This window comes from Pseudomonas sp. 10B238 (assembly GCF_000970615.1).
Lineage (GTDB): Bacteria > Pseudomonadota > Gammaproteobacteria > Pseudomonadales > Pseudomonadaceae > Stutzerimonas.
Genome location: NZ_KQ033930.1, coordinates 1 through 21,252, shown reverse-complemented (window position 1 = coordinate 21,252; position 21,252 = coordinate 1). Strand labels below are relative to the sequence as shown.

Below are 21,252 nucleotides of genomic sequence, written 5' to 3'. Positions count from 1 at the left end.
AGCCTCCGGCCCTGCGGCTCTGGGGTCGCTTGGGCTGCCGCATCCTAGCCGTTTGCCAGCGTCGCGTCGATTCGCAAAATCAAACCGTTGTTTGAGTGGGTTCAAGGTCACACTTTTTTATTCGGACTAGGTCCAGAGAACGAGACGCTGTGGGCAGTCTGCTGCATCGTGACGGGCCTGCTAGAATTGCGCTGCCCCTTAATGAGCTCCTGACTATGCATCTGCCAGAATGTCAACTATTCGGAACGCTGGGTTGCCACCTGTGTGAGCAAGCCGAGGCGGTAGTGCTGCCGCTCGTAGAGAATGGGTTGCTAGTTGAACTGCTGGATATAGCGGAGCGTCCGGATTGGTTTGACAGCTATGGCCTTCGTATACCCGTGCTCCGGCGTGTCGACACGGGCGCTGAACTGGATTGGCCGTTCGAGGTAGAGCAAGTCGTTTGGTTCTTGCAGAGCTAGCTTCGATGACGCGTGGTGGATGAGTCGGAGCCAGCGATGACGAATCGATATCAAAAGGGGCGAGGTAGGTAAACCTAGGCAATGCCTTATGGTTTTCAAAGCAAAAAAACCGGCCATGGGGCCGGTTTTTTCTAAGACTGATTAAGCCTGAGCGGGATTTTGGTCGGAGCGACTGGATTCGAACCAGCGACCTTCTCGTCCCGAACGAGACGCGCTACCAAGCTGCGCTACGCTCCGAAGATGGCGCGCATTTTACATAAAAAGTTTTGCTTCACAAGCGTCTAGCGAAGGCTTTTTCACCAGTGCCAAGGATGATGCGTCGCCCGAAAGAGCGGTGAGCTAGAGCTCTTGGACGGTGCGAACCTGATCCTTATTTACTCTGCCCGGTTTCCCGTCAATGCCTTCAAATTCATAGAAGCCTGCTTCGTCGTCATATTCAGGCTGGTCCAGCGTTTGAATTTCGCGACCGTCGTTGAGCGTGATGACGCTGGGGCTCGAGCAACCGGTAAGGAGGGTCATTCCGACCAGGGCGGCCAAGGCGGGCCCGGTAATTGTGCGCATGTTGAAACTCCTCTGTAGTTGCGTCTGTGACGGCGTTTGACGCGCCTAAGTTCCCTCTGGAGGCGCCTGCTGCGAAAGCAGCTTCGGTGAGTTTAGATTGGCCAGGCGCGGGTCGTCTGTATGGAGATCAAGGGCGCGCACTTGCAGCGTCAGTAGCGCCTTCAAATTGCTTCGTTCGCCCATTTGCCAGGCGGCCTCGATAGCGGGGGCGAGTTTGACCGGGATGATGCAGAACAATGGTTCCCACTGTGCGCCTCTTCGAGTCATCAAAGGCGTGTCGGGGTCTTGTTGTGCCGTTTCGTACAGTTGTCTTAGTAATGCTTCGTCTATCAGGGGTGCGTCGCAGGGCAGCACCATCATCCAATGGTGGTAAGCCGCTGCGAGCCCGGCTCGTATGCCTGCAAGCGGTCCCGGAAAATCCGGCTCATCGTCATTAACCAGCCGGTCGGCAAAAGCGGCGTAACGCGTTTGGTTGCGGTTGCAAGAAATAAGGAGATCATCCGTCAGGGGGCGAGCTATGCGATGCGGCCACGCCAAAAGGGGCTTGCCGTGCCAGTCTACGAGCCCCTTGTCTCGCCCGCCCATGCGCTGTCCTCGCCCGCCCGCCAACAGCAGAATCGAGCAATTCGCAAACCTGCCTTGAATCATCGAATGCTCCTTCAAAATTCTGTCTATAACACCCGATCGCAGTATCCAACAACCGTAAGGTGGGGGACGCGATGACCTAATCGGTCGTCGTTCTGTTGGATATCGAACAAAAAGGGAGGGCGGAGTAGGTAGGATTTAGCTTCAGGCGCCCTCGTCTGCAGCCTCGGTGAATGGGAGTCGTGAGAGCTACCAGTCTGCATCGTTTGGGCAATGCTGTGCTCAGTGAATTTTACGTCGAGTGGCCCTTAGTTAAGGGCCGAATCAGCAATGGACCGGATGTCTGCCGTGCCGCCAAGGCTCGAGGCATTACGTCGGACATCGTCGCCCCTCGCTGCCGGCGACAAACTGATCGGATTTTTTACTGTCTACCTTTCCCGTCTTTGCCAACTCTGGCTGTGATGTGTCTGGTATTGCCCATAACCAAGGAGAAATATGATGCAGGAGAGAAATGCCTGGGTCGATTACGCCAAAGCCATTGGGATCATTCTGGTGGTCTACGGACATGTCGCGCGTGGAGTCTTTAACGCCGGTTTGCCGATGGATCAAGACAAGTATCTTCTCGTCGATAGCGTCATCTATAGCTTCCACATGCCGCTGTTTTTCTTCCTGTCGGGTTTGTTCTTTTACGACTCACTGGTTAAGCGAGGGAAAACCGGACTGGTCGTGAACAAGATCGATACCATTGTTTACCCCTTCATCGTGTGGTCTTTGTTGCAGGGCGTGGTAGAGGTCGTGCTATCAAACTACACGAACGGTGATGTGACGTTAGGGGAGGTGTTCTCGTTGCTCTGGTCGCCACGGGCTCAGTTCTGGTTCCTCTATGCGCTGTTCCTGGTCTTCGTTGTCTGCTCCTTGGTTTACGCCAAGACCGACCGTCGTTACTTTCTGCCGCTTTTGCTGGTCTTCGGTGTGCTTTATGTGCTCAGTCAAGATCTGGCTGTCGGCAGTATCGGCAAGTTTATCTTCGGCAATGTTGTGTTCTTTGCGCTCGGTATTTGGTTCAACGAGATCAAGGCGTACTTCCTTGCCCGGTATGTCCCTCTCACCTTGTTGCTCGGGGCGTCATTTCTAATTGGGCAGTACCTGTTTCACGTAACGTTCGGCTTGAATTGGGAGGTGGGCGGCTTGTCGGTGCTTGCGCTGGCGACTGTTTCGATCCTGTTCGTGATCGCCCTTGCGATGTGGCTCGGCCGGTTTCGCATGGGCTGGCTGCTATTCATTGGCGCCTCATCCATGACGATCTACCTGATGCATATTCTGGCGGGGAGCGGTATCCGAGTGGTCCTTGGCAGCTTTATGGGCATCGACTCCATAGCTGTCCATTTGATTGTCGGAACCTTGATCGGGCTTGTCGCGCCCTTGCTGGCTCAGATGATCATCAAGCGGTACGACCTTTATTTCTTGTTGGCTCCGCCAAAGTCGTTTTCCGCGAGCCACCTGCTGGCACGCAGGGCAATGGCACATTGATCGGGTAGATTTACAGGTGTAACGGTTGGCCTTGCCTGCGACCCGTGTCGTTTTTACCGCCAGGATCCGAAAGGCTTTCGGATCTTTCGCGGCCAGCAGCGGTTTTCTTCAACCACAGCTGACTCGTAGAATTTCAAGCGATTCGTCTGTCGTCAGGGTTAGTCGCTGAGCGTTGTATTCCATTGTCACAACGTCTCCCGGCCGAACGATGCGTGCAATGGCGGCCTTGCTTTTTCGTCGTGCCTGATCGAGAAGCGCCGGGCTGGCCTGCTCCCCAATAAGCGTCTGGATAGTAGAAGCATCGCATTTACCGGCGTTGCTTCCTGTCGGTTGCACGGTGCCGGATGGCGGCTGACAGCCTGTTAGGATGGAGCTGCATGCCATCAGAGCAGCTATGTGGGCAATATTCATATCGGTCTCCTTCGGTTTTGACGTTGTTGATAACAGTCACGAGTCCGCAAATCCAGTCGAGCCGCTGGCGCCAACCACAGCGGGCAAAGGGAACTGGCGGAACAGTCGCCCCGTCTTACTGTTGAAGGCACATTGCGCACCGCACTGGCCGCAAACAAAAATCAAGGAATTCCGCCATGTTTAACTCGTCCGTGATGAAGCGTGTTGCCACCCTTTTAGCAGCGATGCATTTCATGCTGTTCGCACAGATTCCACTGGCCCAGGCGGCAATGATCGGCAGTGCGGAAATAATTGCCGAACAACAGCAGCAGGTAGATCGCCAGCAATTGCTGACAATGCTTGAGAATAAAGACGTCCAGAAAAAACTAGTCTCAATGGGCGTTGAGCAGGATCAGGTCGAGCAGCGAATCAACAGCCTGACACCTGCAGAACTTGCACAATTCAATCAGCAACTGGATCAAGCGCCGGCCGGTGCAGGGGTGGTTGGGATTATCGTGCTGTTTCTCGTCATCTTCATCGTGACCGACCTCCTGTGCGCTACGAACATCTTTAACTTCGTCAACTGTATCAACCGTTAATGCAGCGACTGCTACTGCTGTTTGCCGTACTCCTTCTCGGGGCGTGTGCGCGAACGCCGATCGTCCCGGTTGGAGTCGCGGGTCTCCCCGAGCAGGTTGAGTTGGACGAAGTTCCATTCTTTCCGCAAGAAGACTATCAATGCGGGCCTGCTGCGCTCGCGACTATGCTTACCCAGCGTGGCATCGCTACCCGGCCGGAGCAGCTAGTCGAGCGGGTTTATCTTCCGCAGCGCAAGGGCAGCCTGCAGGTTGAAATGGTTGCGGCTGCCAGGGCTCACGATCTGCTGGTCTATCCGTTAGAGGCCCGGCTTGAAGCGGTGCTGACCGAAGTGGCAGCTGGAAATCCTGTTCTGGTGCTGCAGAACCTTGCCTTTGATCGCTGGCCTCAATGGCATTTTGCGGTGGTGGTGGGGTATGACCTGGCGACGCAGACCCTTGTACTGCGCTCCGGGACTACTCGACGCTGGACCGGAACTTTTCGCCAGTTCGAGCGAAGCTGGGCCAAGGGCAAACGTTGGGCTGTAGTGACGGTTTCGCCCGATCAGTTGCCTCGTACTGCGCAGGAAGCTGTCTGGCTGAAGGCTGCGAATGATCTTGAGCAAATCGGGCGTGATGGTGCGGCTTTGAACGCTTATGAAACGGCTGCGCAACATTGGTCTAGTGGCTTGTCATGGTTCGTGCTTGCCAACGCTCGGTACGCGCTAGGCGACGGGCATGCTGCGGAGCAAGCCCTGCGGACCAGTGTTCAGCGTGACAACTCTTTCGCACCTGCCTGGTTCAACCTTTCGCAGGTGATGGCGGAGCGGGGATGCCGTATTCAGGCATCTGCATCCCATGCGTGCGCGGTGCAGCTGGCGCCGAAGGACCGCCGATTCAGAGCAGAGCTACCCCCAGGGCCGGACGAGCCGGGCGCCTGTGAGGCCGCTCCAGCTTGCCCCGTTCAGTGACGCGTCAGAAGCCGATTCTGTCGCGCAGGCTGTAATAGAGCGCACCGAGCGCACTTATTGGCGCGCTGAACTTCTGACCACCAGGAAAGGGGTAATGCGGCAAGCTGGCAAAGGCGTCGAATCGCTCTGCCTGACCTCGTAGTGCTTCGGCGATCACTTTTCCGGCGACATGAGTATAGGTGACACCGTGACCGCTGCAGCCTTGGGAATAATAAATGTTATCGCCGAGTCGACCGACTTGCGGTAAGCGCGACAGTGTCATCAGAAAGTTGCCGGTCCAGGCGAAATCCGTCTTGATGTGTTCGAGTTGAGGGAAGGTCTTGAGCATTTTCGGTCGGATGATCGAATCGATATCGGCTGGATCGCGCGCGCCGTAGGCCACGCCACCTCCATAGATCAGCCGCTTGTCAGCGGATAGCCGAAAGTAGTCAAGCAGGTAGTTGCTGTCTTCTACGCAGTAGTCTTGTGGGAGCAGGGCCGCTGCTAACTCAGAGTCGAGGGGCTCTGTAGCAATCACTTGGGTTCCGCAGGGCATGGATTTAGCTGCCAGTTCCGGAATCAGTCCTCCGAGATAGGCATTTCCCGCAACGACGACGAACTTCGCGGTCACTTGGCCGTGCTGAGTATGAACACGCGGATTGCTTCCTCGATCGATACGGACTGCTGGGGTTTGTTCGTAGATCGCGCCGCCCAGCGATTCGACCGCTGCTGCTTCGCCTAGTGCAAGGTTGAGCGGATGGATGTGGCCACCGCCATGATCCAGCAGTCCGCCTGCGTATCGCTCGCACGCAACAACCTTTCTGATGCCGACGTGGTCGAGCATCTCAAGTTGATCGTAGCCGTAACGCTCCCAGAGCGCTTTTTGCGACTCGAGATGGTGCATCTGCTTGATATTGAATGCGGCAAATACGCCTCCGCTTTTCAGATCGCAGTCGATGCCATAACGTGCCACCCGCTCGCGGATGATGCGCCCACCCTCGAATGCCATGGCCCCGATTAGCCGTGCAGCTTCAGCACTGGCAGTGCGCTCGACGGTGTCGATATCGCGGCTGTAACTGTTGACGATCTGCCCGCCATTGCGTCCGGAGGCGCCAAAGCCGACCTTGGCGGCCTCCAGTACGACGACGCGAAACCCTTGCTCGAGAAGGAACAGCGCTGTCGACAGCCCGGTATAGCCAGCGCCGATTATGCAAACATCCGACTCAATGGCGGTTTTCAAGGGGTTGCGAACTGGAGCCGGGTTCGCTGAGGCCGCGTAATAGGACGCCGGGTATGAGGTGTGCGACATTATGGTTGTCCTGTTGTAAATACTTGACGCCGATGCTATCTCGAGAGTGCTGCGCGCGCTATAGCAGCATTAGGTTCCTATTCGTTACGCCAAAAATTACAAATATCAGTGGCTTAGCGAAAAAGCGCTTGACTCTTTCAGGCGAGTCTCTAGAATGCGCGTCCATCGGAGGCACATAGCTCAGTTGGTTAGAGCACCACCTTGACATGGTGGGGGTCGTTGGTTCGAATCCAATTGTGCCTACCAATTCCGAAAAGGGTCGCGCTAGCGACCCTTTTTTTATGCCTTGCTTGTCAGTGCGGCGGCTTTCTGAAAGCATCCGCGCTCCTGTATTTCCAGTGACTTCGGTCCGTCTCGATCGCCTTAGGGCTCCTGCCAATGTGCGGCAGGTTATTCGGCGGGTCGCTTTCCTGGCTCATCCCAACCCATGTGGCCTTTGGTAGGGGTCACCACTAGGAGAGGAGGCGCCATGCCCACCATTACTCTTCCTGACGGCAGTCAGCGTTCGTTCGATCAACCGGTCTCCGTTGCTGAAGTGGCGCAATCCATTGGCGCCGGTTTAGCCAAGGCGACTCTTGCCGGTAAGGTCAATGGTCGTCTGGTTGATGCCTGTGACCTGATCGAGAGCGATGCGAGCCTGCAGATCATAACGCCGAAGGATGAAGAGGGGCTGGAGATCATCCGCCACTCCTGCGCTCACCTGGTTGGTCACGCTGTCAAGCAGCTATATCCAACTGCGAAGATGGTTATTGGTCCGGTCATCGCCGAAGGTTTCTATTACGATATTGCCTTCGAGCGACCGTTTACACCGGATGATATGGCTGCGATTGAGCAGCGCATGAAGCAGTTGATTGATACCGAATACGATGTGATCAAAAAGGTTACGCCTCGTACTGAGGTTATCGAAGTATTCCGGTCGCGTGGTGAGGACTACAAGCTACGTCTAGTAGATGACATGCCTGACGAGCAGGCTATGGGTCTCTACTACCACGAAGAATACGTCGACATGTGTCGTGGTCCGCATGTGCCAAACACTCGTTTCCTCAAGTCATTCAAGCTGACCAAGTTGTCCGGTGCCTACTGGCGTGGCGATGCGAAGAATGAACAGCTTCAGCGCGTCTACGGCACTGCCTGGGCGGACAAGAAGCAGCTTGCAGCTTACATTCAGCGAATTGAAGAAGCCGAAAAGCGCGATCATCGCAAGATTGGCAAGCGCCTTGATCTCTTCCATACCCAGGAAGAGGCCCCTGGCATGGTTTTTTGGCACCCGAATGGCTGGACCATCTACCAAGTGCTTGAACAGTACATGCGCGGCGTGCAGCGTGTGAACGGCTACCAAGAGATCAAAACACCGCAAGTTGTAGATCGCAGCCTGTGGGAGAGATCCGGGCACTGGGGCAACTACGCTGAAAACATGTTTACCACTGAGTCGGAAAGCCGCGATTACGCGATCAAGCCGATGAACTGTCCCTGTCACGTTCAAGTGTTCAATCAGGGGCTCAAAAGTTACCGTGAGCTGCCGCTGCGTCTTGCAGAGTTTGGCTCTTGCCACCGCAACGAGCCCTCTGGTGCGCTGCACGGAATCATGCGTGTCCGGGGTTTTACCCAGGATGACGCGCACATTTTCTGCACTGAGGAGCAGGTCAGTGCTGAGGCAGCTGATTTCATCAGGCTGACCATGCAGGTCTATGCTGATTTCGGTTTCAGTGACATCAAGTTGAAGTTGTCAACGCGGCCTGAGAAGCGCGTCGGAGACGATGCGTTCTGGGATCGCGCCGAAGCAGCACTGGCAGGTGCGCTGGATGCGGCTGGTTTGCCTTGGGAGTATTTGCCGGGGGAGGGTGCGTTCTACGGCCCGAAGATCGAGTTCACGTTGCTCGACTGCCTGGGTCGTTCCTGGCAGTGCGGCACCTTGCAGTACGATCCGAACATGCCCCAGCGTCTCGATGCGAGTTACGTGGCGGAGGATAACAGTCGAAAAACTCCAGTCATGCTGCATCGCGCGATCCTTGGTTCGTTCGAGCGCTTTATAGGTATTCTAATCGAGCACTATGAGGGCGCGTTCCCGGCCTGGCTTGCTCCGACGCAAGCGGTGGTGATGAATATCACCGACAAGCAGGCCGATTTCGCTGGCGAAGTTGAGAAAATTCTCAACCAAAGCGGCTTCCGTGCCAAGTCCGACTTGAGAAACGAAAAGATCGGCTTTAAAATCCGGGAGCATACCTTGCTCAAGGTTCCTTATCTTCTGGTTATCGGAGATCGGGAAGTCGAGACACGAGCCGTTGCTGTGCGTACGCGTGAAGGCGTTGATTTGGGCTCCATGCCCCTTGATGACTTCACCCAGTTGCTGACACAAGCGGTTTCCCGGCGTGGTCGCCAAGAATTGGAGTAATAATTATTAAGCGTGAAATGAGACAGGATAAACGAGCTGCACCCAAGGCCCCGATCAACGAGAATATCTCGGCTCGTGAGGTCCGTTTGATTGGTGCTGATGGCGAGCAGGTTGGCATCGTCTCGATTGATGAAGCGCTTCGTATAGCTGAAGAAGCCAAGTTGGATCTGGTGGAAATTTCCGCCGATGCGGTTCCTCCTGTATGCCGGATCATGGATTACGGCAAGCATCTTTTTGAAAAGAAGAAGCAGGTTGCCGCAGCGAAGAAGAACCAGAAGCAGATTCAGGTTAAAGAAATAAAGTTTCGTCCAGGGACGGAAGAAGGGGACTACCAGGTCAAGCTCCGCAACCTGGTGCGTTTCCTGAGTGAAGGGGACAGGGCCAAGGTATCGTTGAGATTCCGCGGTCGTGAGATGGCGCATCAGGAGCTGGGGATGGAACTGTTGAAGCGGGTCGAGGCTGATCTGGTGGAGTACGGTTCGGTCGAACAGCATCCAAAGATGGAAGGACGCCAGCTGATCATGGTCATCGCTCCCAAGAAGAAAAAGTAACCACCAGGGCACTGGCAGGCCTTGCGGTTATTTGAAATCACCCACAATGTGGAGTACCGAACATGCCAAAGATGAAGACTAAAAGCGGCGCTGCGAAGCGCTTCAAAAAGACGGCGAATGGCTACAAGCACAAGCACGCTTTCAAGAGCCACATCCTGACCAAAATGTCTACCAAGCGTAAGCGTCAGCTGCGTGGTACATCTCTGATGCACCCGTCTGATAAAGCAAAAGTAGAGCGGATGCTGCGCGTTCGTTAATTCGGTCAAGACTCAGAGGAATAACTCATGGCTCGTGTTAAGCGTGGCGTCGTCGCTCGTCGCCGTCACAAGAAAATTCTGAAACTCGCTAAAGGCTACTATGGCGCTCGTTCACGAGTGTTCCGTGTTGCCAAGCAGGCGGTAATCAAGGCTGGCCAATATGCCTACCGTGACCGCCGTCAGCGGAAGCGTCAGTTCCGCGCTCTGTGGATTGCTCGTATCAACGCCGGCGCTCGTGTAAATGGTCTGTCCTACAGCCGTTTCATTGCTGGTCTGAAAAAAGCAGCCATTGAGATCGACCGTAAGGTCCTGGCCGAGTTGGCAGTGAATGAAAAAGCAGCTTTTGCTGCAATTGTCGAAAAAGCCAAAGCTTCTCTGGCCTAAGCCCATCGACAATCGAATCTTCGGATTCGTAGCGTCACCGATAGGGGAAGAGCCTTGTGCTCTTCCCCTATTTCGTATCTGAAGGGGCATTTGCAAAAATGCACCTCGCGTAAAGCCTAAGCGCTGATCGTCTGGTGCGGTTCTGCAAGAACCTCTGGAGGTTGTACATGGAAAACCTGGATGCACTGGTCTCGCAAGCGCTTGAGGCGGTGCAACATAGCCAAGACATCAACGCCCTGGAGCAGATCCGGGTTCAGTATCTCGGCAAGAAAGGCGAGCTGACCCAAGTCATGCAGACCCTGGGCAAACTTTCCGCGGATGAACGCCCCAAGGCCGGTGCGCTCATCAATGCAGCGAAGAGCCGTGTTCAGGATGAACTGAATGCCAGGAAGGCGGATTTGGAGCAAGCTGCGCTGAGCGCCAAGCTCGCTGCCGAGCGGATCGATGTGACATTGCCAGGTCGGGGAGAGGCCTCCGGTGGGCTGCACCCCGTGACGCGTACACTAGAGCGGATTGAGCAATTCTTCAGTCATATCGGCTATAGCGTTGCCGAGGGGCCAGAGGTCGAAGACGACTACCACAACTTCGAAGCGCTCAATATCCCCGGCCATCATCCTGCCCGGGCGATGCACGACACCTTCTATTTCAACGCCAACATGCTGTTGCGTACCCATACCTCGCCCGTTCAGGTGCGCACGATGGAGTCGCAGCAACCGCCCATCCGCATCGTTTGCCCGGGGCGTGTCTACCGATGCGACTCGGATATCACCCATTCGCCTATGTTTCATCAGGTTGAGGGCTTGCTTGTCGATGAGGGTATTAGCTTTGCGGATCTAAAAGGCACCATCGAGCAGTTCTTGCGGGTGTTCTTCGAAAAGCCGCTGGGCGTCCGTTTCCGGCCCTCGTTCTTCCCGTTTACCGAGCCGTCGGCCGAAGTGGACATGCAATGCGTCATGTGCAGCGGAAAGGGATGTCGCGTCTGCAAGCAGACCGGCTGGCTCGAGGTGATGGGCTGCGGCATGGTGCATCCGAATGTGCTGCGCATGTCCGGTATTGATCCGGAAAAATACCAGGGCTTCGCTTTCGGTATGGGAGCCGAGCGGCTTGCCATGCTGCGCTATGGCGTCAACGACTTACGCCTGTTCTTCGATAACGACCTGAGGTTCCTGGCTCAATTTCGCTAGGTCCAGAGTCCAGTCAAAGAAATTTTAGGAGAGCAGGATGAAATTCAGCGAGCAGTGGTTGCGTACATGGGTCAATCCGCAAGTTTCTCGTGAGGAACTGGTGGCGAGGCTGTCGATGGTCGGCCTCGAAGTGGATGCGGTCACCCCGGTGGCCGGTGAGTTCAGTGGCGTTGTCGTCGGCGAGGTGCAGAGCACCGAGCAACATCCGGATGCGGACAAGCTGCGCGTCTGCCAGGTCAGCAACGGCAGCGAAACCTTTCAGGTAGTCTGTGGTGCGCCCAACGTGCGCCCGGGCTTGAAGATTCCTTTTGCGCAGATCGGCGCTCAGCTGCCGGGCGACTTCAAGATCAAGAAAGCGAAGCTTCGCGGCGTCGAGTCCAGCGGCATGCTCTGCTCGGAAACCGAGTTACAGGTTGGTACAGACGACAGTGGACTGATGGAGCTGGCTGGCGATGCTCCGGTTGGTAGCGATTTGCGAGTGTATCTCGGCCTGGACGACGCGAGCATTGAGATAGGCCTTACGCCGAACCGCGGCGACTGCCTCTCTGTCGCAGGGCTAGCGCGTGAGGTAGGCGCTATCTACGGCGCGACGGTCGCTCCAGTCGATATCGTTCCGGTGGCTGCGAGCCACGATGAGGTACGCCCGGTCGAGGTGTTGGCACCCGCAGCCTGTCCGCGTTATCTAGGGCGCGTGATTCGTAATGTAGACCTGTCGCGGCCCACTCCGCTGTGGATGACAGAGCGGTTGCGTCGTTCCGATATTCGCAGCATCGATGCGGTGGTAGATGTCACCAACTACGTAATGCTCGAACTTGGGCAGCCACTGCACGCGTTTGACCTAGCCGAGATCCATGGAGGCATCAGGGTTCGGATGGCTGAGGATCAGGAGAGGCTCGTCCTGCTCGATGGTCAGGAAGTGACCCTGCGCAGCGATACCTTGGTCATCGCAGACCATCAGCGTGCCCTCGCAATCGCTGGGGTCATGGGTGGTGAGCATAGCGGCGTGAGTGCAGCGACACAGGATCTGTTTCTGGAAAGCGCCTTCTTCGACACCATTGCCCTTGCCGGCAAGGCGCGCTCCTATGGTTTGCATACCGACGCCTCGCATCGCTACGAGCGAGGGGTTGATTCCCAGCTGGCCCGCCGGGCCATGGAGCGGGCAACGGCGCTGTTGTTGGATATTGTAGGCGGCAGCGTCGGGCCCGTAATCGAAGCCGCCAGCGACGCCGATCTCCCCCGTGTTGCACCGATTCTGCTACGCAAGGATCGAATCGAGCAGATGCTGGGGTTGAGCATGGCGGGCGATCAGGTCGTCTCGCTGCTGTCAGCTCTGGGTCTGGGTGTTGCCGAACAGGGCGAAGAGTCATGGGAAGTCAGCGTTCCCAGTCACCGGTTCGATATCAGCCTAGAGGTAGATCTGATCGAGGAGTTGGGGCGTCTGTATGGCTACGACCGCTTACCGGTGCGTTATCCCCAGGCACGTCTGGCGCCTGAGGCCAACCCTGAATCCCGAGCCGAACTGCCCGCCCTGCGCCGCTTGCTGGTTGCCCGTGGCTACCAGGAAGCGATCACCTACAGCTTCATCGACCCAAAAATGTTCGAGCTGTTCAGCCCTGGCGTCGAGCCGCTGCAATTGACAAACCCGATCTCGTCGGACATGGCGGCGATGCGCGCGACGCTATGGCCAGGATTGATCAAGGCATTGCAGTACAACCTGAACCGACAACAGACGCGGGTGCGTCTGTTCGAGAGCGGCCTACGTTTCGTCGGTCAGCTTGACCAGTTGAAGCAAGAGCCGATGCTGGCCGGTGTCATCACCGGCAGCCGTTTGCCGGAGGGTTGGGGCAACGATAGAGCCGCAGCTGATTTCTATGACATGAAAGCCGACGTCGAAGCCTTGCTTGGATATGCCGGTGACTCTACCGCCTATGGCTTTGCCGCCACCGAGCATCCTGCTCTACATCCTGGACAGACTGCTCGAATCGAGCGGGGAGGGCGTCTGGTCGGCTATATCGGAAGTCTTCATCCTGAGTTGGCCGCCACGCTGGGTATCGATCAGCCCGTCTATCTGTTCGAGCTGTTGGTCGCCGAAATCAGCGAAGGCCGGCTGCCGCGTTTCAGTGAGCTGTCCCGTTTTCCTGAAGTGCGTCGCGACCTGGCGATTCTGGTGACACGTGAGGTTCCGGCTGCCGATGTGTTGCTATGCATTCGTAAGGCCGCGGGCGAGAACCTGACGGACCTCAAGCTATTTGATGTGTATCAGGGTAAAGGTATTGATCCTCTTAGCAAAAGTGTGGCAGTCGGCTTGACCTGGCAACACCCTTCGCGCACTCTAAACGACGACGAGGTGAGTGGTGCGATGCAGCAAATCCTCTCCTCCTTGGAAGAAAGGTTCAACGCCACGTTAAGGAAATAGCGTATGGGGGCTCTGACGAAAGCTGAAATGGCGGAACGTCTATTTGAAGAGCTAGGCTTGAATAAGCGCGAAGCTAAAGAGTTGGTCGAGCTCTTTTTCGAGGAGATTCGCCAGGCGCTTGAGCACAACGAACAGGTGAAGCTGTCCGGGTTCGGCAACTTTGACCTGCGCGACAAGCGACAGCGTCCTGGGCGTAACCCGAAGACCGGTGAAGAAATTCCCATCACGGCGCGTCGTGTCGTGACATTCCGGCCCGGCCAAAAATTAAAAGCCAGAGTCGAAGCATATGCTGGAACCAAGTCATAACGACGAACTGCCAACGATACCTGGCAAGCGCTATTTCACTATAGGTGAAGTGAGTGAGCTATGTGCAGTTAAGCCGCATGTGCTGCGCTATTGGGAGCAGGAATTTCCACAGCTGAATCCTGTGAAGCGTCGTGGAAACCGGCGCTACTATCAGCGTCAGGACGTGCTGATGATCCGGCAAATCCGTTCGTTGCTTTACGAGCAGGGCTTTACCATTGGCGGTGCTCGCCAGCGGATGTCAGGCGATGAGGCTCGCGAGGACACTACCCAATACAAGCAGCTCATCAGGCAGATGATAACTGAGCTTGAAGACGTGCTTCAGGTGCTTAAAACCTAAGCCCTTCTGACGAAAAAACTTTCACATATTCAGTCGCTTAATGTATAGTTCGTTCCGTTTTCAGCGAACCTGAAGATGCAGTCGGGGCGTAGCGCAGCCTGGTAGCGCACTTGCATGGGGTGCAAGGGGTCGAGTGTTCGAATCACTCCGTCCCGACCAAAATTCCCTATAAAATCCAGTCATTTAGCGATGGCTGGATTTTTTTATGGCTGATGGTTTTTGATGGTCTGCGTTTTTACCCCACTTTTTACCCCACCGGTGATCAAGGCAGCTAAAAGAGATAAGAACCATCGGCGCGGCTGATCCACGTTGAGTATCGACGCGTCTGACGTCTGCCTGCTAAAGGTCTAGCTAAATGCGTTGGCGAATAGCAGGAAGGCAGATTGCAGCTAATGAAAGGCTCTTTCCGGAAAGCCAGAACTAGCTATCGAACCCTAATCGAACTCGTTCGTCGGTGGCCTTGGGCTGGCTTTGAAGCGTGCACAGCTTCTCATAGCACGCTCGTGCTGGTCATCGCGTTAGTACCTGTCTCGTCCCTCCAGCGTGCGCCTGGCCCGCAAAGACGGTTCGCCATTTGGTGACTATCGGCAATTGCCCGTCTTCCGATATCCGTCAGCGACTGCCTTTACTTCGGTAGGGAAGGGTACCTGGTTCTTCAGTGAGACCTTGTCGTATCTCGGGCACCCATTAGGCAAGTGGTAGATTTTGCTGCTCCGGTTTCCGATGATCACTCCATCGCTGGAGGCCGCAGTAGATGTCGCTGCGGTGGTTCTGACACGAAAACGATCATCCAGGAGCGTGACGTCTATGGCCCTGGTGAGCACCGTTGGAACCCCACTCTATTGAATTTGGCGGAGCGTTACGGCTTCACGCCAAAGGTGTGTGGCCCTATGGGGCCCGGAGGATGCGACCAGCGCTGCTGCAACTGTCGGGACTGCCGGCCGTCAAGACGGTTGAACAATACGACTTCAAGTTCGCCAGTGGCGCGCCGAAAAGTCAGTTCCTGGAACTGGCCAGTGCTCTGGCCCATCGAGCAATCATGGCCGGCATCTCCACCAAGTTCATCTCCGCCGCCGATGTCCTTGCAGCTCGTAGCAGCACACCATCAGGGGCGCCTGGCTCAATACTTCAGTCGTGCTGTTCAGTGCTCGAAATTGCTGGTGATCGATGAGATCGGCTATCTACCGCTCGGCCGTGACGAAGCCAACCTGTGCTTCAATGTCATCGCCAAAAGGTACGAACATGGCAGCGTGGTGCTCACCAGTAATTTGCCGTTCAGCCAATAGGCAAAGACCTTTGCTGACGACTCGACGCTAACCGCTGCGCTGCTAGATCGTCTTCTGCACCACGACCATATCGTCCAGGTCAGCAGGCAAAGCTATCGACTGAAAGACAAGCTGAAATCGGGCCAGGTGGTACCGGGAGAAACGGCTTCGCTACAACCATAAACAGACTCCAAACACTGCCGGGGTGGGTCAGTTTTACGTCGGTAGGGTGGGTCAGTTTTCAACCGCGTTGACAAGTAGAGAAGGGTTAATCACTCAAGCCGCCGCATCCCCTTGTCGATTCAAGTTGCGACCCAGCACATTTCGCTCGATTGATTGACGCGGCCTAGCGCGCTTACTGATAGCATAAGGCTATCTCGCCTGGCCCAGTAACGGACGTGTCTAGAGGCATAGGCGATGGTTGGAGTGGTTGGGTCATGGCAGACATTGAGCTGAGTGTGGAGGGCAGCTACCGCAGGGTCGCGTATACCGTGACTTTGATCGGCTCTGCCTTCGGACGCGAACAGTGGACGTTCAACGTAGACATCCGCCCGCTTCAAAGCTGGGTTACTGGCGATACCTTTATTTCACCAGGTTTCTACAGTACCGATGCTCAGGCACAGGAGGCTGCTGTCGAGCTAGTAAAACTGTACGTTGATCGGCAGTGGAGCCTGCGAGCTCACTGACGATGCACCGCAGCCTCTAATCCGTGATGGAAGATTGATGTAAGTTACCTGCCGTCATAAGGAGCGTCGGCGTATGAAAAAGGATTTTGGTGAGTTTTGGGTCGAGGCGATCGCCTATCAAAACGACCTGGCAGCGTTCACTTAGCTACTGACCTACCGGCGCGAGACAGGCAGCCTAATTAATGTATCCATAGCGCCCGCGATGATGCCCGAGAGTCGGGCTGCGGCTCGAGCCGAGGCCGCAGCTGCGCTATGCAGAGTCATCAGCGTGACGGCAGACGGTGAGCTGGTCTTTGATCCGGCTCCTATTCCTTATCCGGTATCGACCCACACGGCAGTCAGGGTTCGCCGGGCGTAAGTACTGGATCGGTTTCAATTTCCACTTTGCTCCGCACTGCGAGGAACTTACCGTCCTTCAAGCCTTAGATGGTCCAAGCGAGTGGTAGCTGCTTGATGCAGTCGTGCTGTTGAAGCGAGGAAGCCGACAGCCCGTTCGTCATGTTTTCCACGCCTGAATCACGTGGATTATTGAACCGCTTTCGCAAAAAGGCAGTCGTTTGTAGCAGGACAACAAACGGAACGTAGAATGCCTTATAGCGTCATGAGGATGTGGCACCGCTCAGAGGCTATCAAAATGGCCCCGCTGGCGCGGTCCATGCGCCAGTTGCTGGAAATCGACCTGCACATTTGCGTCACCGGACAGCACCGAGAAATGCTGCATTTGGTCCTTGAGACATTCGAACTCGACGTCGAGCAGGATCTGGCGATCATGAACCGCGGACAGACTCTAAATGGCTTGACCGAGCAGCTGCTGGTTCGGCTCGATCATGCCTATGACGCCTTCCGCCCAGACTTGATGCTGGTTGACGGCGATACCACCACCAGCTTCGTCGCAAGCTCGCCGGTGTTGAGCCGCCCGCTTTGTGGCGTCTAGCCCGATCAACTCAACGAAGCCGCTTGATTAAGCGATCGAGCAATCTCCCTACCATGCTCTCGGGCACGCTCGTGACCGAGATAGATGAAGTGCGGACTTTCGATGACCCTGGCGTCTCTATGCCCGTATTCTCTCAGGTAATTGTTGGGCTTTGCACCATGCACCAGCATGACTTTAGGCTTTATCGTCTTAAGCAAGAAGTCGAAGATCTTCGTCGACTTCTGTTGGCTCCGAAGCATGTTCTCTCGGGCAGCAGGGAACGAATATATATTGGTCTCTAGAAACCTGACATCACTGTTCGCGCCAACGGCTTCGTCCATCACGATTTTCATGACAGTTCGCGTTCGGCTCGGTTTAGCGCGGGTGGCTTGATATGCGCTGTACCATGCCGCCTTATCGAATCCATAACCCAGAAGCCAGAATCCCAGAAGTCTTCCGTCATGCTGGAAGCTGCGTTGATACCGACTATGAATACTTGGCAATCCAGCGGAGATCCGTCGCACACAAACGGACGGTCATGAAATGGAGAGCCCATAAGGTCTCGCAGGTCAGCTTCGAATTTCCCTATGTCCATTCGCTTTGAGTCCATGCACAAAACGAAAAGCCTGCTAGAAAGCAGGCTTTCTTACAACGATCGGATTAGCGCTGTATGACGGTCGCGCTATTGCTCATGCCGTTCTGAGTGATTGTCGCTGTGTCTACGCCGGAGCTTGAACCGTACACACCTTGAGTCAAGGAGGCATGGTTAGCGGTACCGGTCTGATTGATGATGCCACTATTGCCGTAAGGCGAGCCGTTCTGCGCAACTTCGATTATGTTGTCAGCGCCGTTTTGGGCGATGTCGAGCGAGCTACCATCACCATCCTGCTGTATATCAACTAGGTTCCGCTCACCGTTTGAGACACCATTAACGCTATTCGAGCGGCCTGCCTGGTCTACATTCAGCTGGTTGTCAGCACCCGACTGGATAAAGGAAATCGAACCCATTGCTGAGTTGTCATTAATCTTGGCCAGATTGCGATCACCCTCCTGCATCAGGTTGATATAGCCACCCGAGTAGCGACCGCCGCCCGATTGAGAGACCGAGGCACCGTTGTCATCACCGGTCTGGCTGATGCTTGTATGAGCACCTTGGAAGTCAGCGTACTGGCTCAGGCTGATGGTGTTCTGCGTACCGGACTGATAGGCGTCCGCCGATACAAATCCACCGTGTTGTACAGCGTGAAGCTCGTTGCCCTGGCCGTACTGTTCGGCCACAACGCTATTGAAGGCACCCGACTGATCCAGGTCAATCAGGTTCTCCTGACCATCCTGGTAAATCTTGCCGTAAAGTCCTTGTTCGCTACCTATCTGATCGACGCTAACATCGTTGTCACGGCCGGTTTGAGCGACTTGAGCGTACGAGGCGCCGCCCGTAGTTGCTTGAAAGACGCTTACCTCGTTGCGCACGCCGTCTTGGGATAGATTGGCTTCAGAGCCATAGCCCACCTGATCAGTAGTCAGTACGTTCTCGGCGCCATACTGGGTGGCCGAGACTGTAAGGTCGCTTCCTTCTTGCTCTGATTGAGCCACATTGAGGTCACCACTCTGAACAAGCGTGGATGCATTTCCAGTACCGGCCGACTGGGTGGTTTCCGCTTTATTGAAACTGCCGACCTGTTCCACCGACGCGGAGCTGTCGGCAGCTTGTGCGTGACCGGACAAGACAAGAGCGACTGCAGCGGAGAGAAGGGTGCGAATGAACATTGGGATAAACCTTTTGTTTGGAGCCAAGGATGGTCGGGCTTTCAACGAGTTAGGCATATGGGCCGAATAATTGATTGTTGACCCGTTGGGGCTTCGATTCAGAAGGGGAGCCTCGAGCTAAGCTCCCCGCTAGAGGTCAGTGACCTTGAACGACAGTCGCAGAATTGCCTGTACCGTTTTGCATGATATTGGCCATGCTGGTGGAAGCGCCTTCCTGGGTCAGGTTTTGAGTCAACGATGCAGAGTTGGCTGACCCGGTCTGGCTGATAACACCGATGTCGCCTTCACCCCACCAGCCGCCTTGGTTCGCCACGATGATGTTGTCGTTACCGGACTGAGCCACTTCAAGCGAGTTGAAGTCACCACTCTGGTTGATGTCGATCTGGTTACCGTCACCGGTGGACGAGCTGGAGAAAGAGGTGTTGCGTCCGCTTTGCGCAGCAGTCAGACGGTTGGCTGAGCCTGTTTGCTCGGACTCGAAGGTACTCCACGCACCGGTTGCAATAATGTTGGCTGTGTTATCGAGTCCATTCTGCGTCAGGTCGACACTTCCGCCCGAGTGGCGCCCGCCATCTGTCTGGTAGATATTTGCAGAGTTAGAGGAGCCGGTTTGAGATACGTTTGTGCTCGCGCCGTACGGCCAGGCTCGCTGGCGAAGATAGAGGGTGTTGTTCGTGCCGTTTTGAACGGCCATAGCATCTGCGCCACCTTCCTGCGTTACCAGTGCGTAATTGCCCGTGCCGCTTTGCTGTCCAGCATAACTGTTCATCCGCTCAGACTGGCTGACGGTAGTGATGTTGTAGTTGCCTTCCTGCAGCACCTCAGCACTGTGGTTGGCTACGTCGTACTGAAGGACTACAGCAGTATTGTTTCGTCCGATCTGGTCGACGACCGCGCTATGGTTCCCGCTGTACTCGTCCTGAGCGTCATACTGGTAGACACGTTGATAGTTACCGTCGCCCTGCTGAGAAAGGCGGGCGGTATTGCCGTCGCCGATCTGCTCGGTATCCACGACGTTTTCTTCACCACTCTGGTAAATGGAAAGGCCGAGGGTGATGCCACTTTGACTAGCTTCAATGCTATTTGAGCTGCCAATTTGTTCGGTAGTAACCTGGCTGTCAGCAGCCTGCGCCTGGCCGATGAGTACCAGAGTAACGGCAGCCGCGAGGAGGGAGCGTGAGTGCATGCTCAGAATCCTTTGAGTGAGTGAAGACAGGATTCTCGTCACATGACGGCACACTGGTATCAATCGTTCGGTGGATTCAGACAGGCGCAATGGCTTTAGCCTGACTTATGAGTCGGATCAGAACAAATTAGGCTATGGATGCGAAGCTAACTCGGATAGTAAGCAGGATTGCGGGATGGAATTTGCAAAAAATGGGTGAACTAAATGCCCGTGTGCAGCCACGCTTCGGCGGGGTTTTTGTTGCTGGTGCGTATTACGGGCCACGCAGCAAGCCGATCGTGATTAACGCTCGGCTCTGAGCGATGTCTAGGCGGAATGTATTTCAGATCGCGCTGGGTCCCGCACACTTGGCACGAACCTGCGTCCCAGTGCCGATATGACGGCTATACCGAAAGCAGCGGGACAGCGTTGCTGGGTGAAAGGTCCGCAAAAAGAAAGCCAGGCATTGCCTGGCTTTAGCTAATCGAGCCGCTGCTTTACTGCAGCCACCCCTCCACCTGCTCAGCTCCGTACTGCTCTTTCCAGGTCTTCAATACCTTATGGTTGCCGCCTTTTGTCTCGACCGTCTCTCCGGTTTCTGGGTTTTTATACACCTTGACCTGGCGCTGGCGGCGCGAGCCACGCGCAGCTGGAGTAGCTCTTTCCGGGCTTTGTTTCGGTTCTAAAATATCGATGATGCTCCGCAGGCCTATTCCATACTCGGCCATAAGGTCGCGAAGCTTTTCTTCGAATTCGATTTCGCGCTTCAGTTCACCATCGTTTTTAAGAACATCAAGCTGTTTGAGTTGGGCTGCGAGTTGAGCTTCAAGGGCTTTGAATTCTGCAAGTTTGGACATGAAAGAGCCTATCTATTGAGAGGGATGCATAACTTAGCAGTAAATCTTACTTGGGTTTTATAAGCCCGGCTAGCCTCGGTTATTCTGGCTGATCAAGCTGAGCCGAGTTACCAGGTTCTGAACAGAAGCGCCAGGATCGTTGGCAACGACCACGTAAATAGAGCTCCGTTTACCGTCGGCTGCCTCCGTAGTCAATCAGGTAGGTGGGGAGCGTTGGACTTAGATACCCGTAGCGACTCAAAGACAGCGGATCGCATGTTTAAATTTCGCTACATACTAGGTCCAGCCAACCCCTACCTCAAACGTGATTAAAGGGTTAGCCGCGAACTTCTATCCAGCCGAATGACGTGCTTGGACGGGATGCGGCTGGTTCGCTTTATGTCGGCGGCGGCAAAAACTGAGTGCAACACCTGA

Annotated in this window: 22 protein-coding genes, 3 tRNA genes and 1 pseudogene; 17 read left to right on the top strand and 9 right to left on the bottom strand. The window is 55.4% G+C overall.

Annotated features, from left to right (window positions below; all coding sequences use genetic code 11):
* Positions 1–215 precede the first annotated feature (215 nt).
* Positions 216–458 (top strand): glutaredoxin family protein, encoded by a 243-nt coding sequence (locus RT21_RS06865; RefSeq protein ID WP_046162152.1) that lies wholly within the window; start codon positions 216–218, stop codon positions 456–458.
* Positions 459–618: 160 nt separating this feature from the next.
* Here the strand turns inward: RT21_RS06865 and RT21_RS06860 are convergent.
* From RT21_RS06860 to mobA, 3 genes are all read right to left on the bottom strand, one after another.
* Positions 619–695 (bottom strand) — tRNA-Pro (locus RT21_RS06860).
* A gap of 102 nt (positions 696–797) precedes the next feature.
* Positions 798–1,019, bottom strand: coding sequence for a YgdI/YgdR family lipoprotein (locus RT21_RS06855; RefSeq protein ID WP_045426262.1), 222 nt, complete (start codon positions 1,017–1,019; stop codon positions 798–800).
* 45 nt (positions 1,020–1,064) lie between these two features.
* Positions 1,065–1,667, bottom strand: a complete 603-nt coding sequence (gene mobA / locus RT21_RS06850; protein WP_046162151.1) for a molybdenum cofactor guanylyltransferase MobA — start codon at positions 1,665–1,667, stop codon at positions 1,065–1,067.
* A gap of 435 nt (positions 1,668–2,102) precedes the next feature.
* Here mobA and RT21_RS06845 point away from each other — a divergent pair, with 435 nt between their 5' ends.
* Positions 2,103–3,134: an acyltransferase family protein gene (locus RT21_RS06845; RefSeq protein WP_046162150.1), complete on the top strand. Its 1,032-nt coding sequence runs from the start codon at positions 2,103–2,105 to the stop codon at positions 3,132–3,134.
* 108 nt (positions 3,135–3,242) lie between these two features.
* On the opposite strand, the gene RT21_RS06840 is transcribed toward RT21_RS06845, so the two are convergent.
* Positions 3,243–3,545: an I78 family peptidase inhibitor gene (locus RT21_RS06840; protein WP_046162149.1), complete on the bottom strand. Its 303-nt coding sequence runs from the start codon at positions 3,543–3,545 to the stop codon at positions 3,243–3,245.
* A 176-nt stretch (positions 3,546–3,721) separates the two neighbouring features.
* Here RT21_RS06840 and RT21_RS06835 point away from each other — a divergent pair, with 176 nt between their 5' ends.
* The gene (locus RT21_RS06835; RefSeq protein ID WP_046162148.1) at positions 3,722–4,123 is read left to right on the top strand and encodes a PA2779 family protein; all 402 of its coding nucleotides are present in this window, start codon (positions 3,722–3,724) and stop codon (positions 4,121–4,123) included.
* Entirely contained in the window at positions 4,123–5,070 is a 948-nt protein-coding gene (locus tag RT21_RS06830; protein WP_046162147.1) for a PA2778 family cysteine peptidase, read from the top strand. The genes RT21_RS06835 and RT21_RS06830 overlap by 1 nt, the downstream gene beginning before the upstream one ends.
* Positions 5,071–5,074: 4 nt before the next feature.
* Here RT21_RS06830 and RT21_RS06825 read toward each other — a convergent pair whose 3' ends face one another.
* The gene (locus RT21_RS06825; RefSeq protein WP_046162146.1) at positions 5,075–6,358 is read right to left on the bottom strand and encodes an NAD(P)/FAD-dependent oxidoreductase; all 1,284 of its coding nucleotides are present in this window, start codon (positions 6,356–6,358) and stop codon (positions 5,075–5,077) included.
* A 169-nt stretch (positions 6,359–6,527) separates the two neighbouring features.
* Here RT21_RS06825 and RT21_RS06820 point away from each other — a divergent pair.
* From RT21_RS06820 to RT21_RS06760, 13 genes and pseudogenes are all read left to right on the top strand, one after another.
* Positions 6,528–6,604 (top strand) — tRNA-Val (locus RT21_RS06820).
* A gap of 223 nt (positions 6,605–6,827) precedes the next feature.
* On the top strand, positions 6,828–8,750 hold the full coding sequence (gene thrS / locus RT21_RS06815; RefSeq protein WP_046162145.1) for a threonine--tRNA ligase: 1,923 nt from the start codon (positions 6,828–6,830) through the stop codon (positions 8,748–8,750).
* Positions 8,750–9,301, top strand: a complete 552-nt coding sequence (gene infC, locus RT21_RS06810) for a translation initiation factor IF-3 (protein WP_177327075.1) — start codon at positions 8,750–8,752, stop codon at positions 9,299–9,301. The genes thrS and infC overlap by 1 nt, the downstream gene beginning before the upstream one ends.
* Before the next feature lie 62 nt (positions 9,302–9,363).
* Complete coding sequence (rpmI, locus tag RT21_RS06805; RefSeq protein WP_046162144.1) at positions 9,364–9,558, top strand: 50S ribosomal protein L35; 195 nt, start codon at positions 9,364–9,366, stop codon at positions 9,556–9,558.
* 27 nt (positions 9,559–9,585) lie between these two features.
* Complete coding sequence (gene rplT, locus RT21_RS06800) at positions 9,586–9,942, top strand: 50S ribosomal protein L20 (RefSeq protein ID WP_019339387.1); 357 nt, start codon at positions 9,586–9,588, stop codon at positions 9,940–9,942.
* A gap of 167 nt (positions 9,943–10,109) precedes the next feature.
* A complete protein-coding gene (gene pheS, locus RT21_RS06795) occupies positions 10,110–11,126 on the top strand; it encodes a phenylalanine--tRNA ligase subunit alpha (RefSeq protein WP_046162143.1) in 1,017 nt (338 codons plus the stop codon).
* A 37-nt stretch (positions 11,127–11,163) separates the two neighbouring features.
* Entirely contained in the window at positions 11,164–13,542 is a 2,379-nt protein-coding gene (gene pheT / locus RT21_RS06790) for a phenylalanine--tRNA ligase subunit beta (protein ID WP_046162142.1), read from the top strand.
* Between the two features lie 3 nt (positions 13,543–13,545).
* Entirely contained in the window at positions 13,546–13,848 is a 303-nt protein-coding gene (gene ihfA / locus RT21_RS06785; protein WP_045426292.1) for an integration host factor subunit alpha, read from the top strand.
* Positions 13,829–14,185 (top strand): MerR family transcriptional regulator, encoded by a 357-nt coding sequence (locus RT21_RS06780; RefSeq protein ID WP_045426295.1) that lies wholly within the window; start codon positions 13,829–13,831, stop codon positions 14,183–14,185. Before ihfA ends, RT21_RS06780 begins: the two co-directional genes overlap by 20 nt.
* An 82-nt stretch (positions 14,186–14,267) precedes the next feature.
* Positions 14,268–14,344 (top strand) — tRNA-Pro (locus RT21_RS06775).
* A gap of 742 nt (positions 14,345–15,086) precedes the next feature.
* Positions 15,087–15,633, top strand: a pseudogene (locus RT21_RS06770) (ATP-binding protein); the annotation flags it as partial.
* A 254-nt stretch (positions 15,634–15,887) separates the two neighbouring features.
* Entirely contained in the window at positions 15,888–16,136 is a 249-nt protein-coding gene (locus RT21_RS06765) for a hypothetical protein (protein WP_046162141.1), read from the top strand.
* A gap of 655 nt (positions 16,137–16,791) precedes the next feature.
* Positions 16,792–17,070, top strand: a complete 279-nt coding sequence (locus RT21_RS06760) for a UDP-N-acetylglucosamine 2-epimerase (RefSeq protein ID WP_256203883.1) — start codon at positions 16,792–16,794, stop codon at positions 17,068–17,070.
* A gap of 5 nt (positions 17,071–17,075) precedes the next feature.
* Here the strand turns inward: RT21_RS06760 and RT21_RS23015 are convergent, their stop codons facing one another.
* The 4 genes from RT21_RS23015 to RT21_RS06740 all read right to left on the bottom strand — a co-directional run bounded on the left by RT21_RS23015 (position 17,076) and on the right by RT21_RS06740 (position 20,838).
* Positions 17,076–17,402, bottom strand: coding sequence for a hypothetical protein (locus RT21_RS23015; RefSeq protein ID WP_052724735.1), 327 nt, complete (start codon positions 17,400–17,402; stop codon positions 17,076–17,078).
* 307 nt (positions 17,403–17,709) lie between these two features.
* Positions 17,710–18,816: a hypothetical protein gene (locus RT21_RS06750; protein ID WP_046162139.1), complete on the bottom strand. Its 1,107-nt coding sequence runs from the start codon at positions 18,814–18,816 to the stop codon at positions 17,710–17,712.
* Positions 18,817–18,952: 136 nt separating this feature from the next.
* Positions 18,953–20,002, bottom strand: a complete 1,050-nt coding sequence (locus RT21_RS06745) for a hypothetical protein (protein ID WP_046162138.1) — start codon at positions 20,000–20,002, stop codon at positions 18,953–18,955.
* A 476-nt stretch (positions 20,003–20,478) separates the two neighbouring features.
* Complete coding sequence (locus tag RT21_RS06740) at positions 20,479–20,838, bottom strand: histone-like nucleoid-structuring protein, MvaT/MvaU family (RefSeq protein ID WP_046162137.1); 360 nt, start codon at positions 20,836–20,838, stop codon at positions 20,479–20,481.
* Positions 20,839–21,252: the final 414 nt, after the last annotated feature.

What these genes read in the sequence shown, in the direction of transcription:
- RT21_RS06865 (WP_046162152.1), top strand. Translation starts at nt 216, where the DNA reads ATGCATCTGCCAGAATGTCAACTATTCGGAACGCTGGGTTGCCACCTG.
- RT21_RS06855 (WP_045426262.1), bottom strand. Translation starts at nt 1,019, where the DNA reads ATGCGCACAATTACCGGGCCCGCCTTGGCCGCCCTGGTCGGAATGACC.
- mobA (WP_046162151.1), bottom strand. Translation starts at nt 1,667, where the DNA reads ATGATTCAAGGCAGGTTTGCGAATTGCTCGATTCTGCTGTTGGCGGGC.
- RT21_RS06845 (WP_046162150.1), top strand. Translation starts at nt 2,103, where the DNA reads ATGCAGGAGAGAAATGCCTGGGTCGATTACGCCAAAGCCATTGGGATC.
- RT21_RS06840 (WP_046162149.1), bottom strand. Translation starts at nt 3,545, where the DNA reads ATGAATATTGCCCACATAGCTGCTCTGATGGCATGCAGCTCCATCCTA.
- RT21_RS06835 (WP_046162148.1), top strand. Translation starts at nt 3,722, where the DNA reads ATGTTTAACTCGTCCGTGATGAAGCGTGTTGCCACCCTTTTAGCAGCG.
- RT21_RS06830 (WP_046162147.1), top strand. Translation starts at nt 4,123, where the DNA reads ATGCAGCGACTGCTACTGCTGTTTGCCGTACTCCTTCTCGGGGCGTGT.
- RT21_RS06825 (WP_046162146.1), bottom strand. Translation starts at nt 6,358, where the DNA reads ATGTCGCACACCTCATACCCGGCGTCCTATTACGCGGCCTCAGCGAAC.
- thrS (WP_046162145.1), top strand. Translation starts at nt 6,828, where the DNA reads ATGCCCACCATTACTCTTCCTGACGGCAGTCAGCGTTCGTTCGATCAA.
- rpmI (WP_046162144.1), top strand. Translation starts at nt 9,364, where the DNA reads ATGCCAAAGATGAAGACTAAAAGCGGCGCTGCGAAGCGCTTCAAAAAG.
- rplT (WP_019339387.1), top strand. Translation starts at nt 9,586, where the DNA reads ATGGCTCGTGTTAAGCGTGGCGTCGTCGCTCGTCGCCGTCACAAGAAA.
- pheS (WP_046162143.1), top strand. Translation starts at nt 10,110, where the DNA reads ATGGAAAACCTGGATGCACTGGTCTCGCAAGCGCTTGAGGCGGTGCAA.
- pheT (WP_046162142.1), top strand. Translation starts at nt 11,164, where the DNA reads ATGAAATTCAGCGAGCAGTGGTTGCGTACATGGGTCAATCCGCAAGTT.
- ihfA (WP_045426292.1), top strand. Translation starts at nt 13,546, where the DNA reads ATGGGGGCTCTGACGAAAGCTGAAATGGCGGAACGTCTATTTGAAGAG.
- RT21_RS06780 (WP_045426295.1), top strand. Translation starts at nt 13,829, where the DNA reads ATGCTGGAACCAAGTCATAACGACGAACTGCCAACGATACCTGGCAAG.
- RT21_RS06765 (WP_046162141.1), top strand. Translation starts at nt 15,888, where the DNA reads ATGGCAGACATTGAGCTGAGTGTGGAGGGCAGCTACCGCAGGGTCGCG.
- RT21_RS06760 (WP_256203883.1), top strand. Translation starts at nt 16,792, where the DNA reads ATGCGCCAGTTGCTGGAAATCGACCTGCACATTTGCGTCACCGGACAG.
- RT21_RS23015 (WP_052724735.1), bottom strand. Translation starts at nt 17,402, where the DNA reads ATGAAAATCGTGATGGACGAAGCCGTTGGCGCGAACAGTGATGTCAGG.
- RT21_RS06750 (WP_046162139.1), bottom strand. Translation starts at nt 18,816, where the DNA reads ATGTTCATTCGCACCCTTCTCTCCGCTGCAGTCGCTCTTGTCTTGTCC.
- RT21_RS06745 (WP_046162138.1), bottom strand. Translation starts at nt 20,002, where the DNA reads ATGCACTCACGCTCCCTCCTCGCGGCTGCCGTTACTCTGGTACTCATC.
- RT21_RS06740 (WP_046162137.1), bottom strand. Translation starts at nt 20,838, where the DNA reads ATGTCCAAACTTGCAGAATTCAAAGCCCTTGAAGCTCAACTCGCAGCC.